The organism is Pseudoalteromonas sp. BSi20652 (genome assembly GCF_000239855.1).
In the GTDB taxonomy this organism is placed as follows: Bacteria; Pseudomonadota; Gammaproteobacteria; order Enterobacterales; family Alteromonadaceae; genus Pseudoalteromonas.
Map to the genome: position 1 here is coordinate 71,099 of NZ_BADT01000104.1, position 15,313 is coordinate 86,411.

The following is a 15,313-nucleotide window of genomic DNA, read 5'->3' on the forward strand; positions in this document are numbered from 1 at the left end:
TTACCCATGAATAAAGCAAAAAACAAGCCATTAAAACTAGATAACGTTATATTTTTGTAAGGTTATGTATCTAAATGAAAAACGACGCTAGATGCGTCGTTTTAGGGGAAGGATTTACTTAATTATTTTTTTGGTAAATAATACCAGGGTTACATCGCACCATATCAAATTCGTCACTTAATCCAGCCATCGACTCCGATGCCCCTAAAAATAAGTACCCTTTAGGATTTAGCGCTTGAGCAAACTGTTTTATAATTTTAGCTTTGATTTCAGGTGCAAAATATATCAAAACATTACGACAAAAAATAATATCAAACTTACCCATCAGCGCATACGAGTCAAGTAAATTTAAATGTCTAAAATTAACCTGTTTTTTTATTGCATCGTTTACTTGAGCCATTCCATTGCCGCTATCTTTGAAAAACTTTTTACGGCGTTCAGCTGATAAGCCACGCGCCAAGGCAAGTGCATCATATTCCGCATTTTTACACATATCTAGCATTGTATTTGAAATATCAGTGCCTGTAATTTGTGCTCCCATGCGTAAAACACCCGGTTTTTTTGCTTGAAATTCAGCAACCGACATGGCGATAGAATATGGCTCTTGGCCTGAAGAACTGGCAGCAGACCAAATTTTTAGTGGGCGACTTAGTTCTTTAAACTCTGGAAATAATTTATTTTGCAACAACTCAAACGGATATTGATCTCTGAACCACAATGTTTCGTTTGTGGTCATTGCATCAATAACAGCAGCACGAAGTTGCCGTTCGTGAATTCCCATTGTTTTGCTGACAAGTTCTGATATTGATTTAACATTAAATCGAGCCATTAATGGTGCTAGTCGACTTTTAACTAAGTATTGCTTGTTTTCACCTAAAACAATACCGCATTGCTGCTCTAAAAACGAACGAAACTGGTCATATTCGCCTTGCTGCAAATCTTTATTATCCAAGTTAAAGACACCTTCTAAAATTAATCACAATGAACCCATTTTTTTACTGCTGTTGCCAGCTCATCTGGGTTAAATTTGGCAATAAAATCATCTGCGCCCACTTTTTCAATCATTGCTTGGTTAAAAACACCACTCAATGATGTATGTAAAATAACATGTAATGGAGCGAGTTTTGGATCTGCTTTTATTTCAGCTGTTAGGGTGTAGCCATCCATCTCTGGCATTTCAACATCTGAAATAAGTAGCGCAACACGCTCAGTAATATCATTTTTACAATCAAGCTCTGCTATTTCTTTTAATCTTACGAGTGCTTCTTTACCATTTTTGGCAAGCTCTGTTTGAACACCTAGCGGCTCTAATGCTCTTTTCACTTGATTGCGTGCAACGGCTGAGTCATCAGCAATAAATACGATACGTTCACCCAAGTCTTTTTGAATATCACCGCTTTGTGCAACTTCGGCACTTACTTCGGTATTTACTGGGCAAATTTCGTTAAGAATTTTTTCTACATCAAGAATTTCGACTAGTTCATTTTCGATTTCAGTTACTGCGGTCAAATATGAATAACGTCCAGCCCCTGATGGTGGTGGCATTATTTTTTCCCAATTCATATTTACAATACGCTCAACCCCACCGACTAAAAAGCCTTGTACTGATCGATTGTATTCAGCAATGATTATGAAGCTATCTTTAATATTCTCAATAGGGCGTCCACCTACAGCCATTGATAAATCAATTACTGATATGGTTTGACCACGAATGTGAGCAACACCACGAATGTAAGCATTCGATTTAGGCATACTTGTTAGTGGAGGACACTGCAGTACTTCTCTCACTTTAAATACGTTAATACCAAAGCGCTGACGCCCTCTGAGCTTAAACAATAGTAATTCTAGGCGGTTCTGCCCAACCAACTGTGTGCGTTGGTTTACTGAGTCTAAAATGCCTGCCATTCAAATCTCCTAAAGAAAACAAATAATACGGAACGATAATTGCTTTCTGTTTATAAAGCTTACATAACATCACGGGAGCGTCTTATTTTTGACGCAAAATATTTATACCCTGTTTGAAACCATAAGCATAGTCGAAACATTATGAGTTTGTTAAAAAAATTAGAAGATACAGTGTTTTTTATTTTGTTGCTAGCTTGTGCTTTACATTCCCTGTGCAAGCAAAAGTGTTTAGCAAAGATTTATTGCAAGAGATGGCTGTTGCTTTTATTACTGATCAAATTGGAACATCAAACAGCACGAACATCGAGCTAAGTGCACTGCCTTTAGATAGCCGTATACCCGATCGTAACTGTGACTCCGAACTTGAACTATCAACATCCAGCGAACCCCCCTTTAATCGCCAAGTAACTTTGCAAGCAAAATGTAATGATGCAAAAACTTGGGCTCAGTATATTCACGTAAGAGTTGTAGAAATGGCTCCTGTGGTTGTTGCTGCTGTGAATTTAGCTCGGGGTGAAGTCATTACTAAATCGCATTTAAGTATTGAAATGAAAGCAACCCACTTTGTACGAGTTCAATATTTAGATGACCCTACCATTTTAATTGGTAGCAGAATCAAACGAAATATTAGAAGTGGTATGCCTGTACTACTAAACCAAATTTGTATGGTATGTAAGGGCGACTCTGTTAATATTTACGCGAATTTTAGAGGGCTGCGAATAAAAACCACGGGCATTGCTTTAGAAGACGGAACTTTAGGTGATCAAATTCAAATAAAAAACAAAAAATCAGGTAAAGTTTTAAATGCGCGAGTAGATGGTGTAGAGTCTGTTCAAGTAAATATTTAATTGAATTTATGCTAAAGTATCTTACGTGCATGCCGATAACTTGGCATAAGTTGGGTAATATATGGGTTTATTATTATGGTTAATCAAATTAATGGCAGTAATCAACAAGCTAATGCGTTAACAAATGCTAAGCAACAAGTTGATATTAAAAAAGATAATGCTAATACGCAAGCTGCACAGTCTGCTACACCTAAGGCTGCAAGCGATTCTGTAAGTTTAACGCCACAAGCTAAGCAATTAAAAACATTACAAGACAAAGCACAGCAATCGTCAGGTTTTGATAGCGATAAAATTGCTGAACTAAAAAAGGCAATTACCGAAGGCAAGTACCAAATAGATAGTGAAAAACTTGCTAAAAACTTAGCTGACTTTGAGTTTAACGTGTATGGCTGATCACAATGGTTTAATTACGATTAAACTAAATGAGCAAGTTGATTGCTTAGTATCTTTACATTCATTATTGAATGACGAACTTACCGCGATTGCATCTCGACGTGGTGAAGGGTTAAAAGAAATTGCCCAACAAAAAATGTCTTTTTTAACCAAACTAAGTTCGCTCGACAAAGAATTAAGCAAATTGATAACCAACAATAATGAACAAGCCGAAGATATCCCTGATTTAATATCATTAGTACGCGGTAAACTTAAACAATGCCAAAAACAAAATAACGTTAATGCTCATGCGGCACGTCAGGCGCAATTGAGTGTTAAACAATTAAAAGAGATATTAATTGGTGCACCAACATCAATGACCTACGACCAAGCTGGTAAGTCTGTAAATACCGAGAGTAAACTAGTTCATAATTTAAAAGCATAAGCCCAATATTTTATATTAGAAAAGCCTTATTGATTTATCATTAAGGCTTTTTTAATGTCCTTTATTCTTAAATTTCGTTATAAATAATACCAATTCGCTTAATTATGTAAGCCCCCTTAATAAATAATTAAGAGGGCTTTATTGATATTAAATATCCGTTTGGTTATTACTACTTTCAATTAAGTGTTTAATCATCTCTTCCGATTGATTTTGTACATCAACCGCAGGTGCTGCTGCATCAATGCTTCCCCCACTTTGAGTTGGAGTATAAGCAATTGCAGAGCCTTCATCCTCAACCAGTGTATTTAGCGCTTTAAGCTGCTCTGCATCTTCGTTAATGATCACATCATCAATATTAAGCGGCTCCGCCGAACTCAATTGCACCGTTTGCTCAGGTGCTGATAGACCACTCAAGTTACCTAAATCAATCGTTTCAGTGCTTAATACGTTGTTGCTTGAAACTTCATTAGGGGTCGTATCGCCTAAAGCCGACTCTTCGCTAAATGATGCAGGGATTGTGTCACCGGAAGCAGCGCTTACTCCATTATCGTAAATATTCCCCGTACCTTCTATCGCATTGCTAGTATTTTTGATTAGGCTGTCTGCTCCAAAATTTACGCCAGCGTGAAAGTCTTGCTGTCGGGCTGGCTACACTTTTGGTTGAATTATTAGCCCATAAACCTTGGCTGTTAAAGCTAAAAACAGGGCTTAAATCTACACGTTTTGCAGCAGGTAAAACCTTTGTTATTAAACTGTCTAAAATAAGTGGCTTAGCGTTTGGTGTAGCAAAGTAACCTAACACCATATGTGCTGCGTTTTGTTAATGCCCGCAATTTTTGCTTTTCATAAATAAGGCGTAACTTGTCGTCGATCACACCTAACGCTCTTAAGCTTATATACTTTGCTATTGCGTAATCTTCACAATCACCTAAGCCTCTGCCTAATGTTTCTAAAGGGGTTGTCCAATAGTCGTTTTGTTTCCATAGCAAAATATCAGTTTGATAGCGTAAATTACGCGCAAAAAATTAATTAACAATAAGAATTTGTTGTTGCTCTGGTTTGTTTTGAGTTTGTACCAACATACTTTGCTAGTTGCGTGCAACAGCCGCTCGCGCAGGTCCATATTTTTGACCCATCAGCTCAATAAAGGTATTAAATTGAATAGTTAGTCGGCTTGCAAGCACACCACTGGAGAGTACAAAAAACAGCAATAGGTAGCGTAAATTGGCTTTGCACCATATAAATAATTGAGGATTTAAATGACTTGGCTTAATCGCCATTTACAGAGCCACTATTAATATAAGTAGCAATAAAATACACCTGGTGAGCACTACGCTATCTGCTTAAAAATCAACCCTAACAACAGCATAGCACTCAATATAAGAGGATGAGATATTTTGAATAACTTTTTTAATGATTAGTAATACGTTACTTTTTTAACTTCGCGTGGTTTTACTTCACCTATGTATAAATCGTGCACACGCTTCATGTTGAGCTCAAGCTCGGTTACATAAGTATCATCAACAGCATACGTTTTTATAATTTGCGCACCTTTAATAAGCCCCTGCACTTTACTTTCTAAGTAATCGTCTTGAGCAATTGAACCTTCCACCGTTGTTCCTGCGGTAATTTTTTGACCGTATACTTGCTCAGTAAGCTCGCGGTAAGCCTCAAGCTTAGAAGCCTTAATGGCCATAAGTTGCTTTTGGGACGCGTTAGCGCCTTTTTGCAAACTAATAGGTGCATACCCTATCGCTTTTAAAACGGGGTAATTATTTGGCTCTACATATTTATATTCAACATGCTTATCAAAAACGCTGCTACAACCACCTAAGGTTAAACACCCAAGTGTAATAAGTAATGAAATTGCTCGCATAGCATCTAGCCCTTGTATAGTAATTAGCAGTACATATGCACGTTTAATGCCATTTATAAGTTAAACAATGCGCTGAAATAACATTGGTACAGTCCTTGCTCTACCTAGTTAATAGCTAACGTTTAATTGGAGTAAAAGTATGAAGTCGTTTTTATCATTGGCATTTGCAGGGTTAAGTGCAACGGCATTATTAACCTTCTCCTCTTTTACTAAAGCACAGTGGTATGAATCAACGGGCCATGCGAACGTTCAAAATGGTGATACGAGCGCTGCCAAATCTGCCGCTATAAAAGATGCGATTACACAAGCGTTAGTGTTCTCTGGCGCACGGGTTAGCTCTGTACAAACCCTGGTAGATGGCGTGTTAATGCAAGATCAGCTGAAAATTAGCAGCCACGGCGAAATTCAAAAAATTGAACTGGTCAGCGAAAATAAATACGACAATAAATTTGCCGTCACATTACGACTCGATATTTTTTCTCAAACAGAGCAATGCCCACAAAATAGCTTTAATAAGTTTGTGGCCGTTACACAAAGCCAACTTGTTCATCGTGAACACGCTAAAATGGGTCAAATATTTGACGTAAGCAAAGCCATTAGCAAAAATATTTTTACCTCACTGCAAAAATCAAAAATGAGCGCAGTGCCTATTGCTTACTATAATAATGCGATAAGCGTTGATAAGTACTTTTCGCAGCAGCACGACTATTCAAATGCCCAATTAGAAGAAATATCTTCGCGCAGTAACGCTCAATATGTATTGCTTAGCCAGATAACCAGCCTTTCGACTAGCGACAAACTCAATAACGATTATGCATTTTGGCAAGACGAGGCGTACCAGCGCAGTTATAACATTGAGTTTGTACTATTTGATGGCACTACCTATGAGCAACTTTGGCAAAATAGTTACCATACCCAAGCAATTTGGCCGTTTGAAAAAACAACCATAGTTGATGTTAATAGTGATAGGTTTTGGCAATCACCTTATGGGCAAAGCATAACCGATATCAACCAATCAGTAAGTTATGACATTCAAGCAGCCATGGCGTGTTTACCTACTCAAGGTAAAATAATGCATATGGAAAATAGTAAAATCGTTATTAACCTAGGTAAAGCTCATGGGTTAAAAAAAGGCCAAATGCTAAGCATTGCGCACCATAACTATTTAACCGACGCGGCAGGTAATGTTATGCCGCACACTATCACCACGCTTAATAAAATTCGCGTTGAGCAGCTTTATCAGCAAACCGCAGTAGCAGTCAGTATTGATGACAAACCACTACCTGGCGTGCAAATTAACGATGTAGTAGAAATAATCAGCCAAGATCTTTAATTAACCTTTTTAGTTAATTTAGCTTTTAAATTAGGGTGAGTCGATAACCACTCGCCCAATTGTTCTACACCAGATAAATGCGGATAATGCTTTCTGCATGCAAACACCACATTACGCTGCTGATTAGGGAATATAGGCAAGTAATCAATCCCTACACGGTCGGTACATGCCAGTTTTGGTACAAATGTAATACCGTCATCCATAGCCACTAACGCTAATAATGTTTCTAAACTATTACCTTTATACTGGTTAGATACATCGACTCCTGCAGAAAAACAAAACTTTTGGGCTTGATCTTTAAAGCAATGACCATCACTTAACATTAATAGGCTGCATCCCTGAAGATCACTCAGCGCTACTTTTTTATGCTTAGACAGCGCGTTATCGTGTGATACCGCCACTAAAAAATCTTCTTTGTATAAAGCAACCGTATGGTAATTAATAAGCTCTGGCACATCGGCTAAAATAGCAAAGTCGAGTTCACCCTTGTTTAAAGCTTCTAAAATTGTTGCTGTTTGCATCTCAATAAACGAGAACTGGCTATCAATAAATGCCGCTTTCATCGATGTTAATAATGCAGGCAACAAGTAAGGCGCAATGGTAGGAATAATACCAATAGTTAATTTACCTTGTAGAGGCTCGTTAGAAGTGGCAGCAAGTTCTTTGAGTATTTGCGTTTGTTCTAAAATAATCTCTATTTGCGTCAACAAACGTTCACCTTTTGCTGTTAAGGTAACTTGCTTGGTTGAACGATCAAATAAAGTAACGCCAAGCTCATGTTCGAGTTTTTTTACTTGACCACTTAATGTAGGCTGACTTACAAAACAGGCATCGGCAGCTTTGCGAAAATGCTTATGTTGCGCTATTGCTTTAACGTATTCAAAATCTTTTAAGTTCATATTCAGCTCTACGTGATAGTTTATATCTATCAGTTTAATACAAACAAACGATTGGAACTATATTTAATTATTCACCATAATGGCTATCAACAAATCAAGAGGAACAAAAATTATGTTAAACAATATCGAAGGTCAAACAATCCCAAGTGTTACATTTGCAACTCGTCAAAATAACGATTGGAAATCAGTAACAACAGATGACATTTTTAAAGGTAAAACTGTTGTAGTGTTTTCACTACCAGGTGCATTCACACCAACATGTTCATCAACTCACTTACCACGTTACAACGAATTAGCAGGCGTACTTAAGCAAAACGGCGTTGACGAAATTGTATGTTTATCAGTAAACGATACCTTTGTAATGAACGCATGGGCTGAGCATCAAGAAGCGCAAAACATTACTTTATTACCAGACGGCAACGGCGAATTTACTGACGGCATGGGCATGTTAGTAGACAAGAACGACCTAGGCTTTGGTAAGCGCAGCTGGAGATACTCTATGTTGGTTAAAGATGGCGTGATTGACAAAATGTTCATCGAACCAGATTTACCAGGTGACCCGTTTGAAGTATCTGACGCAGACACAATGCTTGATTACATCAACCCTAAGCAAGCTAAACCAGAACCAGTAAGCATCTTTACTAAGCCTGGCTGTCCTTTCTGTAAAAAAGCAAAAGAGCTTCTTACAGAAAAAGGCTTCGCATATGAAGAAATTGTTATGGGTGCAGGCGCATCACTAACAAGTCTAAAAGCTGTATCTGGTCGTGACACTGTTCCACAAATATTCATTGGTGGTAAACACATCGGTGGTTCAGACGACTTAGAAAAATACTTTGCTTAATTAATAAGTAAATTAAATACCTAACGTTAGTAGGTAAAAAATAGGGGCTTTTATGCCCCTATTTATTAGAGGAAAAAATACTATGAAAGAATTGCAAACCGATGTTGTTGTTATAGGCGCAGGCACTGCAGGTTTAAGTGCTTATCGTAATGCTAAACAGTTCACACAAAATGTATTAATGATCGAATCAGGCCCATACGGCACCACATGTGCACGTGTTGGTTGTATGCCAAGTAAGTTATTGATTGCAGCCGCCGAAGCCGCACACGCAATTGAAATGGCACCTGCATTTGGTGTTCATAGCTCAAAGCCTGTCATTGATGGCAAAGCAGTTATGGCACGCGTTAAAAGTGAACGAGATCGTTTTGTAGGATTCGTAGTAGAAGCCGTAGATGAATTACCAGAAGGTGATAAAATCCGTGGTTACGCTAAATTTTTAGACACAAACCGCATACAAATAGACGACCACACAATTATTACAGCAAAACGCTTTGTAATTGCCACCGGTTCACGCCCTTCATACCCTGGCGTATTTAATAACTTTGGCGACAAACTTATTATAAACGACGACGTATTTGATTGGGATGACCTACCAGAATCAGTCGCTGTATTTGGCCCAGGTGTAATAGGTCTTGAAATTGGCCAAGCACTTAGCCGACTAGGCGTAAATGTAAAACTATTTGGTGTAGGCGGCGCAATTGGCCCACTTACAGACCCAGTAGTAAAAGACTACGCAAATACTGTTTTTGCTGAAGAATTTTTTGTAGATACCGACTCAAACGTATCTGACATGATGCAAGTTGGCGACAAAGCACAGCTAACTTACACCGACAAACAAGGTGAAAAACACACCGAACAGTTTGACTACGTACTTGCAGCCACAGGCCGAGTACCTAACGTAGATAAACTAGGCCTTGAAAACACCGGCATTGAACTTGATGAACGCGGCGTACCGCACGCAGACACACATACAATGCAATGTGGTGAATCAAACATATTTATAGCAGGCGATGCAAGTAACATGCTACCACTGCTACACGAAGCCTCTGACCAAGGTGCTATTGCAGGTCAAAATGCAGGGCGCTTCCCAGATGTACGTATAGGTCTGCGCAGAGCTAAAATTGCAGCTGTATTTAGCGACCCACAAATAGCCATGGTAGGCGAAAGCTTTAAGCAAATTACTGACCGATTAGGCCCATGCGGTTGTTTTGAAGTAGGCGAAGTCAGCTTTGAAAACCAAGGCCGCAGCCGCGTAATGCTCAAAAATAAAGGTCACATGCGTGTATATGCAGAGCAAGGTACAGGCTTATTTTTAGGTGCTGAGTTTATTGGCCCACAAGCCGAACACATTGCTCACTTACTTGCATGGGCTGTACAAAACAAAATGACCGTACCAGAAATGCTTGATATGCCATTTTACCACCCAGTAATTGAAGAAGGGTTACGTACCGCCCTTCGCGATTTAAACGCCAAACTTAAATTTGGCCCAGACATTGTAAATTCATGTATGGAATGTGGCCCAGGCGCATAACTATTCACAACATATACACTTGCTAACAAAGGCCAAAGTATTTACTTTGGCCTTTTATTTTTATGATTATTTTTTAAAACTGACCTCTCAAAAAAAAATTTAGCTGTTACACTTAATTGATAATTCAATTTAATAAATGGAATAGCTATGCCCAATAATAAATTTAGACTAGTCACCCGCAGCGATTTTGATGGCTTAGTTTGTGCTGTATTGCTTAAAGACTTGGACCTAATTGACGATATTTTGTTTGTTCACCCAAAAGACATGCAAGATGGCAAAATAGACATTACCGAAAACGACATTACCACTAACCTCCCCTACGTTGCTGGCTGCCATATAGCATTCGATCATCACCTTAGCGAAACAGTTCGTAACGCAAGCGATATTAAAAACCATATTATTGACCCTAAAGCACCATCAGCAGCACGTGTAGTTTACGACTATTATGGCGGCGCTGAAAAACTCCCTAACATTTCAGTAGAAATGATGGATGCGGTAGACAAAGGCGATGCTGCTCAGTTTTCAAAAGACGAAATATTAAACCCAACCGATTGGGTATTAATGAACTTTATTATGGATGCGCGAACTGGCCTTGGCCGTTTTCGCGAGTTTAAAATTTCAAACTACCAATTAATGATGAAACTGATTGACGCGTGTAAAGATCAAAACATCGAAGAAATTTTAAAAATGGAAGACGTAGCCGAACGTGTTGCTTTATATAACGAGCATAACGAAAAAGCCAAAGAGCAAATTGCTCAATGCGCTACTATTCATAAAAATTTAGTCGTACTTGATTTAACCCAAGAAGAAACGATTTACGCCACAAACCGATTTGTTATTTATGCAATGTACCCCGACTGCAACATCTCAATTCATAAAATGTGGGGCCTTAAAAAGCAAAACGTAGTGTATGCCGTAGGTAAATCAATTACTAACCGTAGCTCAAACACCAACGTCGGTGAGCTGTGTCTTAAATACGGTGGTGGTGGCCACTTAAATGCTGGCACATGCCAAGTAGAAACCAGTAAAGCCGAAACCGTACTGAGTGAATTAATTAATACAATTACTAGTGATGGTTAATATAAAATAGCTAACGATAACCAGAGTAATAGCTCTGGTTATTACAATCTTATTTTATGGCGGCAAATTGAAAAAGCTTACTCCCCCCTTTTTAAATAAATTAAATAACCATAAAAGGAATTACCACTTTATGTTAGATACTAATAACTTCGAACAAGTACTTTATCAAAATACTAAAAACGCATTTAAAAAAGTCATACAAAAATACGGTAACGATCTTTATGTAATAGGGTTTTACCACACAGGCAACTATTCATTGCTCCCAATGTTTAACACCTTATCAAATTTAAAAAAAGTATTTGAAAAAGAATACAACAACGATGTAAGCAGTTTTTACATGGCAAAATGGAACCCTGAAAACTACCCCACGCTTGAGGATTATTCAGAGTACTTTGATGAAACAACTGCGGAATGCCAAAAATTAGAAAATAACCTTGATTCTTTACAATCAGATATAGAAGCGATGGATAATTGGTACCAATGGCTTGCAACAATGGAAAAAGTGCTCAAACAATTAGATAGTAAAGGGCTATTTTCAAACGGTCTTGAACGTGAAAAAATCACTTTAGCAATACTTGCCTATGATGAAGAAGAAAGCATTCAATTTAAAAGAATAAAACTACTTAATCCACCAGCCGTTTTAACACAAATTCAAGCCGACTTTGAAGCCATGATTGCAGAGCGTGAAAATTGCGAGCAAGAAGCCTTAAGCGCCTTTAGTTAAAAAGCGCACCACTACTTAATATACATATACATATACATATACATATACATATACATATACATATACATATAAACTATCCATAAAGTATAAGGGAAGGGGAGAAAAAACATAGCTTATTGATTTAATTGGTAGCCCCTGCAAGAATCGAACTTGCAACTGCCCCTTAGGAGTGCATTTTATTAATGTATTCCTATAAACCCCAATGAACAACCAGAAACAAATAAACAACATAAACCACTGTTTTAAATAAACTAAAATTCAATTTAAAAATACATTATTGTTCTCCTCTGTTCTTTGCGGCACAATGCACTTGCTACATATGTGCTACACAGGAAGAAACAGCATGCCAGTCAAAGCCAAAATAACATTATCTAGTATTAAAGCTTTAAAACCTGCCCATAAACGATTAAATGATACTGAAATAGCAGGCTTTCATGCTCGCATATCTAGTGTAGGAGCAATCTCTTACTTCTTGTTTTATAGGCACAAAGGCAAACAAATAAATTATCACTTAGGTTATGATGGGAAAATTACTCCAGCACAAGCTAGAGACTTAGCTAAAAATAAAATCGCTGAAGTAACCCAAGGTATTAATGTTCACGAAGTAAAAAAGCAAGACCGCATTAAAACAAAGCAGTCTAAGCTATCCACCCTGCAACACTTTTTAGAAGAAAAATACTTCCCTTGGCTGTTATCTCGTAACCCCAAAACAGCAGAGAAAACAAAAAAAGCATTTCAATCAGCTTTTAGCAAATTTATGGATTTTCAGCTATCAGCTATTACAGCATGGGAAGTGGAAAAATGGCGTAACAAGCGTTTGGCCGATGGAATAAAACCAGCAACTACAAACCGCCAACTAAATTTAATTAAAGGCTGCTTAAGTCGTGCGGTCGAATGGGAAGTTATTGATAGCCACGATTTACAAAAAGTGAAAGCGCAAACTGTAGATAACGCCAAGGTTCGCTATTTATCAAAAGATGAAGAATTCCGTTTACGTGAAAGTCTTGCTAAGTTCGATATTAAGCATCTAACAACTATCGTTATTCTTGCTATCAATACAGGGATGCGTAAAGGCGAGATTTTATCGCTTAATTGGAATGACGTTAACCTAGAAAATAAAGTGCTGACTGTAGATTTTCAAAATGCTAAATCGGGTAATACTCGCCATATACCCTTAAATACACAGGCATTTAATGTTTTGAGGGATTGGCAAAAGCTATCGGGAAATATTGGCTATGTGTTTAAAGATAGTAACCAGCAACGAATAGTAGATTTTAGATACGATTGGGCTACTTTGTTGGAAGATGCAAATATTACCGATTTTAGATTTCATGACTTACGCCACCACTTTGCAAGTAAGTTAGTAATGGCAAGTGTAGACTTAAATACAGTACGTGAGCTTTTAGGTCATAGTGATTTAAAAATGACGCTGAGGTATGCGCACTTAGCGCCAGAACATAAAGCAGCTGCGGTTAATTTGATTGGTTAGTAAATATTTATATAAAATTTTATATAAACCTTGCTGATATATAAAATTTTATATATCATATATGTCAATCAATGGAGGTAACACAATGACAAGCATTTCATTAGATACAATGCTCGCTGACAACTTTTCCCCTTTCGAGCTTGTTGAAATAACAGCGAAAGGTAAACTTTTTACTATAGTAAACGCCAAAATTGATCAAAAAGGTTGGAATCAAAAAGAGGCAGCTATAGAGCTTAATGTCACCCAACCAAGAATCAGCAACCTTAAAAACTATCAACATGATAAGTTCTCAATCGAAGTACTAATGAAGATCGCTGACAGACTTGGCTGTAAAATCGAGGTTGGCACTGATAATGGTTTAAATATTTCAATTTCTGAGTAATAAAATAAGGGAGCATGCTCCCTTATTAATTACTTAACCCCGTTATTGGACTTAAAGTCCTTAAACCTCTGTTCGACAGTTGCTTTAATTGTAGGATCTTGACCATTTCTGGATTTTGTAGCAAAAGCTAGAATCTCGATGTGACCATCAAGTAATGTAGTGTAAAACATGCGTCCTGCAGGCCGCCCTTTCACTTTAACCTCATAAACTGAAGTATGAATTGATTTGAACTTTTCAGTTTCTAAAGATGAATATCCACCCTTTTTAAGGGCTTCTACCATATGAGTAGTGAAAGCTTTCTTCATATCATCCGAGAGTTTACTGAACTCACGCGAAGCCTGTTTAGTAACACTGACATTGTTTTCTGACATATTGTCTCCTTTTCTAGTTTAAATCTTCGCCATAGGCGCTCCTATGACTCGGTGTCTTTAAAAATACAAAAAATTGCATAAGCTATTTCCTGTTATGAATGTGCAGAATTGCACGTTATGCCTTTCGGCGATTAATTACCTACCAGTAGTAGGTATCCATACTCTAATATACTTCCTCAAAAACCACATCTTTTTTATTAGATAAACAAGAATGAAAATTCATACTTATTAGATGATTAGATTGATTTTTTTTGATAACTTGTGTCGATGGAAAACACTATAAATAAATGGAATGCATTGATGATTGAAAAAGAATATTACCGATTAGATGAACTTGAAAAACGGTTCGATTTATCTTTTAGTGATGTGCTTTATTTAGTTGAAAACTCAAAGCTCGATTTAGCTTTTAGACTCACCGATAATAAATTCATTATTGGTGGCTGGGTGAAGGGTAATGGCTTTATTGGATATGCCTCTGTCAAATATAGTGGCTTTGCAAGTATCACTCAGAAGGATCAGCTAACACTCCTCTCAAAGCATAAAACTAACTGTAAATACTTCTGGTTACTGAACAAAGATAAGATAGTTAGCGCAAATTATGACTATCCCTTTGAATCAAAAACACCTAATGCCTTTTTACATACATGGCAACCAAAACAGCCAAGCGATATTAACTGGGACAAAATTCCTGCAAAGCTGTTTCCAAAAGAGCAAGAACACACACTCCATTCGTTTAAAAATGCGATGAATAAGACCTTTAAAGCATTAGGTGCAGAACAATCTAAACCAAACGAATATGAAAAAGAATTTGATGCCAGAATACCGAAGGTACAATTCTACTCAGAGGGAATTAATTTTGAGTTAGCCGATATTTGTATTTTACATAGAGACTTACTAAAAGCTGGTATTGGTAAAACACAAGAGATTGCACAAGCCGAAGTAACTAAAGCTATTTCACCAATCACAAAAGGTATGCAAACCACTGAAACCCGTACTGATGACTTTCATGAGTTGCTAGTTAGACTAATAAGCGCAGAGCCAGCACTTACAGCTAAACTTTATTGGCGCAACCTTGAATATGAGCTTGATGATAATAAAGACTATAGAGTATTTGATAAATATAACTTACTAACAGAAATCACTGTTAGCCATATCAAATGGAAAGACAGAAGCGGAAAACCAAGATTGCCTATTAGCTATGATGTCTTTTGCTAATA

20 protein-coding genes are annotated in these 15,313 nt (G+C 37.4%); 11 read left to right on the forward strand and 9 right to left on the reverse strand.

Going from position 1 to position 15,313, the window contains the following annotated elements:
- Window positions 1–118: 118 nt before the first annotated feature.
- Both P20652_RS08990 and P20652_RS08985 read right to left on the reverse strand, forming a co-directional pair.
- Complete coding sequence (locus P20652_RS08990; protein ID WP_008168839.1) at window positions 119–952, reverse strand: protein-glutamate O-methyltransferase CheR; 834 nt, start codon at window positions 950–952, stop codon at window positions 119–121.
- Window positions 953–972: 20 nt separating this feature from the next.
- On the reverse strand, window positions 973–1,905 hold the full coding sequence (locus tag P20652_RS08985; protein WP_008168840.1) for a chemotaxis protein CheV: 933 nt from the start codon (window positions 1,903–1,905) through the stop codon (window positions 973–975).
- 251 nt (window positions 1,906–2,156) lie between these two features.
- Here P20652_RS08985 and flgA point away from each other — a divergent pair, with 251 nt between their 5' ends.
- The 3 genes from flgA (at window position 2,157) to flgN (ending at window position 3,570) form a co-directional block, all read left to right on the forward strand.
- Window positions 2,157–2,753, forward strand: a complete 597-nt coding sequence (gene flgA / locus P20652_RS08980) for a flagellar basal body P-ring formation chaperone FlgA (protein WP_050548204.1) — start codon at window positions 2,157–2,159, stop codon at window positions 2,751–2,753.
- 75 nt (window positions 2,754–2,828) lie between these two features.
- Window positions 2,829–3,146: a flagellar biosynthesis anti-sigma factor FlgM gene (gene flgM / locus P20652_RS08975; protein ID WP_008168843.1), complete on the forward strand. Its 318-nt coding sequence runs from the start codon at window positions 2,829–2,831 to the stop codon at window positions 3,144–3,146.
- The gene (gene flgN, locus P20652_RS08970) at window positions 3,139–3,570 is read left to right on the forward strand and encodes a flagellar export chaperone FlgN (protein ID WP_008168844.1); all 432 of its coding nucleotides are present in this window, start codon (window positions 3,139–3,141) and stop codon (window positions 3,568–3,570) included. Before flgM ends, flgN begins: the two co-directional genes overlap by 8 nt.
- A gap of 147 nt (window positions 3,571–3,717) precedes the next feature.
- On the opposite strand, the gene P20652_RS08965 is transcribed toward flgN, so the two are convergent.
- The 5 genes from P20652_RS08965 to P20652_RS08960 all read right to left on the reverse strand — a co-directional run bounded on the left by P20652_RS08965 (window position 3,718) and on the right by P20652_RS08960 (window position 5,446).
- On the reverse strand, window positions 3,718–3,984 hold the full coding sequence (locus tag P20652_RS08965) for a hypothetical protein (protein WP_008168845.1): 267 nt from the start codon (window positions 3,982–3,984) through the stop codon (window positions 3,718–3,720).
- Window positions 3,985–4,150: 166 nt separating this feature from the next.
- The gene (locus P20652_RS20940; protein ID WP_008168847.1) at window positions 4,151–4,375 is read right to left on the reverse strand and encodes a hypothetical protein; all 225 of its coding nucleotides are present in this window, start codon (window positions 4,373–4,375) and stop codon (window positions 4,151–4,153) included.
- Window positions 4,341–4,559: a transglutaminase-like cysteine peptidase gene (locus P20652_RS20945; RefSeq protein ID WP_237707120.1), complete on the reverse strand. Its 219-nt coding sequence runs from the start codon at window positions 4,557–4,559 to the stop codon at window positions 4,341–4,343. The genes P20652_RS20940 and P20652_RS20945 overlap by 35 nt, the downstream gene beginning before the upstream one ends.
- Before the next feature lie 99 nt (window positions 4,560–4,658).
- Window positions 4,659–4,850 (reverse strand): hypothetical protein, encoded by a 192-nt coding sequence (locus P20652_RS20950; RefSeq protein WP_008168848.1) that lies wholly within the window; start codon window positions 4,848–4,850, stop codon window positions 4,659–4,661.
- 137 nt (window positions 4,851–4,987) lie between these two features.
- Window positions 4,988–5,446 carry an LPP20 family lipoprotein gene (locus P20652_RS08960; RefSeq protein WP_008168853.1) on the reverse strand — a complete coding sequence of 153 codons (459 nt, stop codon included), beginning with the start codon at window positions 5,444–5,446 and terminating at the stop codon, window positions 4,988–4,990.
- Window positions 5,447–5,585: 139 nt separating this feature from the next.
- Here P20652_RS08960 and P20652_RS08955 point away from each other — a divergent pair, with 139 nt between their 5' ends.
- On the forward strand, window positions 5,586–6,779 hold the full coding sequence (locus tag P20652_RS08955; RefSeq protein ID WP_008168854.1) for a flagellar assembly protein FlgT: 1,194 nt from the start codon (window positions 5,586–5,588) through the stop codon (window positions 6,777–6,779).
- Here P20652_RS08955 and P20652_RS08950 read toward each other — a convergent pair.
- A complete protein-coding gene (locus tag P20652_RS08950; protein ID WP_008168856.1) occupies window positions 6,776–7,678 on the reverse strand; it encodes a LysR substrate-binding domain-containing protein in 903 nt (300 codons plus the stop codon). The two genes, P20652_RS08955 and P20652_RS08950, sit on opposite strands and share 4 nt — an antisense overlap.
- A gap of 112 nt (window positions 7,679–7,790) precedes the next feature.
- Between P20652_RS08950 and P20652_RS08945 the strand changes: the two genes are divergently transcribed.
- The 6 genes from P20652_RS08945 (at window position 7,791) to P20652_RS08920 (ending at window position 13,725) form a co-directional block, all read left to right on the forward strand.
- Window positions 7,791–8,519, forward strand: a complete 729-nt coding sequence (locus P20652_RS08945) for a glutathione peroxidase (RefSeq protein WP_008168858.1) — start codon at window positions 7,791–7,793, stop codon at window positions 8,517–8,519.
- Between the two features lie 82 nt (window positions 8,520–8,601).
- Complete coding sequence (locus tag P20652_RS08940; RefSeq protein WP_008168860.1) at window positions 8,602–10,050, forward strand: dihydrolipoyl dehydrogenase; 1,449 nt, start codon at window positions 8,602–8,604, stop codon at window positions 10,048–10,050.
- 147 nt (window positions 10,051–10,197) lie between these two features.
- Window positions 10,198–11,130, forward strand: a complete 933-nt coding sequence (locus P20652_RS08935) for a hypothetical protein (protein WP_008168862.1) — start codon at window positions 10,198–10,200, stop codon at window positions 11,128–11,130.
- 130 nt (window positions 11,131–11,260) lie between these two features.
- Window positions 11,261–11,854: a DUF4303 domain-containing protein gene (locus P20652_RS08930; RefSeq protein WP_008168864.1), complete on the forward strand. Its 594-nt coding sequence runs from the start codon at window positions 11,261–11,263 to the stop codon at window positions 11,852–11,854.
- A 343-nt stretch (window positions 11,855–12,197) separates the two neighbouring features.
- Window positions 12,198–13,343: a tyrosine-type recombinase/integrase gene (locus P20652_RS08925; RefSeq protein ID WP_008168875.1), complete on the forward strand. Its 1,146-nt coding sequence runs from the start codon at window positions 12,198–12,200 to the stop codon at window positions 13,341–13,343.
- Between the two features lie 85 nt (window positions 13,344–13,428).
- The gene (locus tag P20652_RS08920) at window positions 13,429–13,725 is read left to right on the forward strand and encodes a helix-turn-helix domain-containing protein (RefSeq protein WP_008168882.1); all 297 of its coding nucleotides are present in this window, start codon (window positions 13,429–13,431) and stop codon (window positions 13,723–13,725) included.
- A 29-nt stretch (window positions 13,726–13,754) separates the two neighbouring features.
- Here P20652_RS08920 and P20652_RS08915 read toward each other — a convergent pair whose 3' ends face one another.
- Window positions 13,755–14,096 (reverse strand): type II toxin-antitoxin system RelE/ParE family toxin, encoded by a 342-nt coding sequence (locus P20652_RS08915; RefSeq protein ID WP_008168884.1) that lies wholly within the window; start codon window positions 14,094–14,096, stop codon window positions 13,755–13,757.
- 267 nt (window positions 14,097–14,363) lie between these two features.
- Between P20652_RS08915 and P20652_RS08910 the strand changes: the two genes are divergently transcribed.
- Window positions 14,364–15,311: a hypothetical protein gene (locus P20652_RS08910; RefSeq protein WP_139048215.1), complete on the forward strand. Its 948-nt coding sequence runs from the start codon at window positions 14,364–14,366 to the stop codon at window positions 15,309–15,311.
- Window positions 15,312–15,313: the final 2 nt, after the last annotated feature.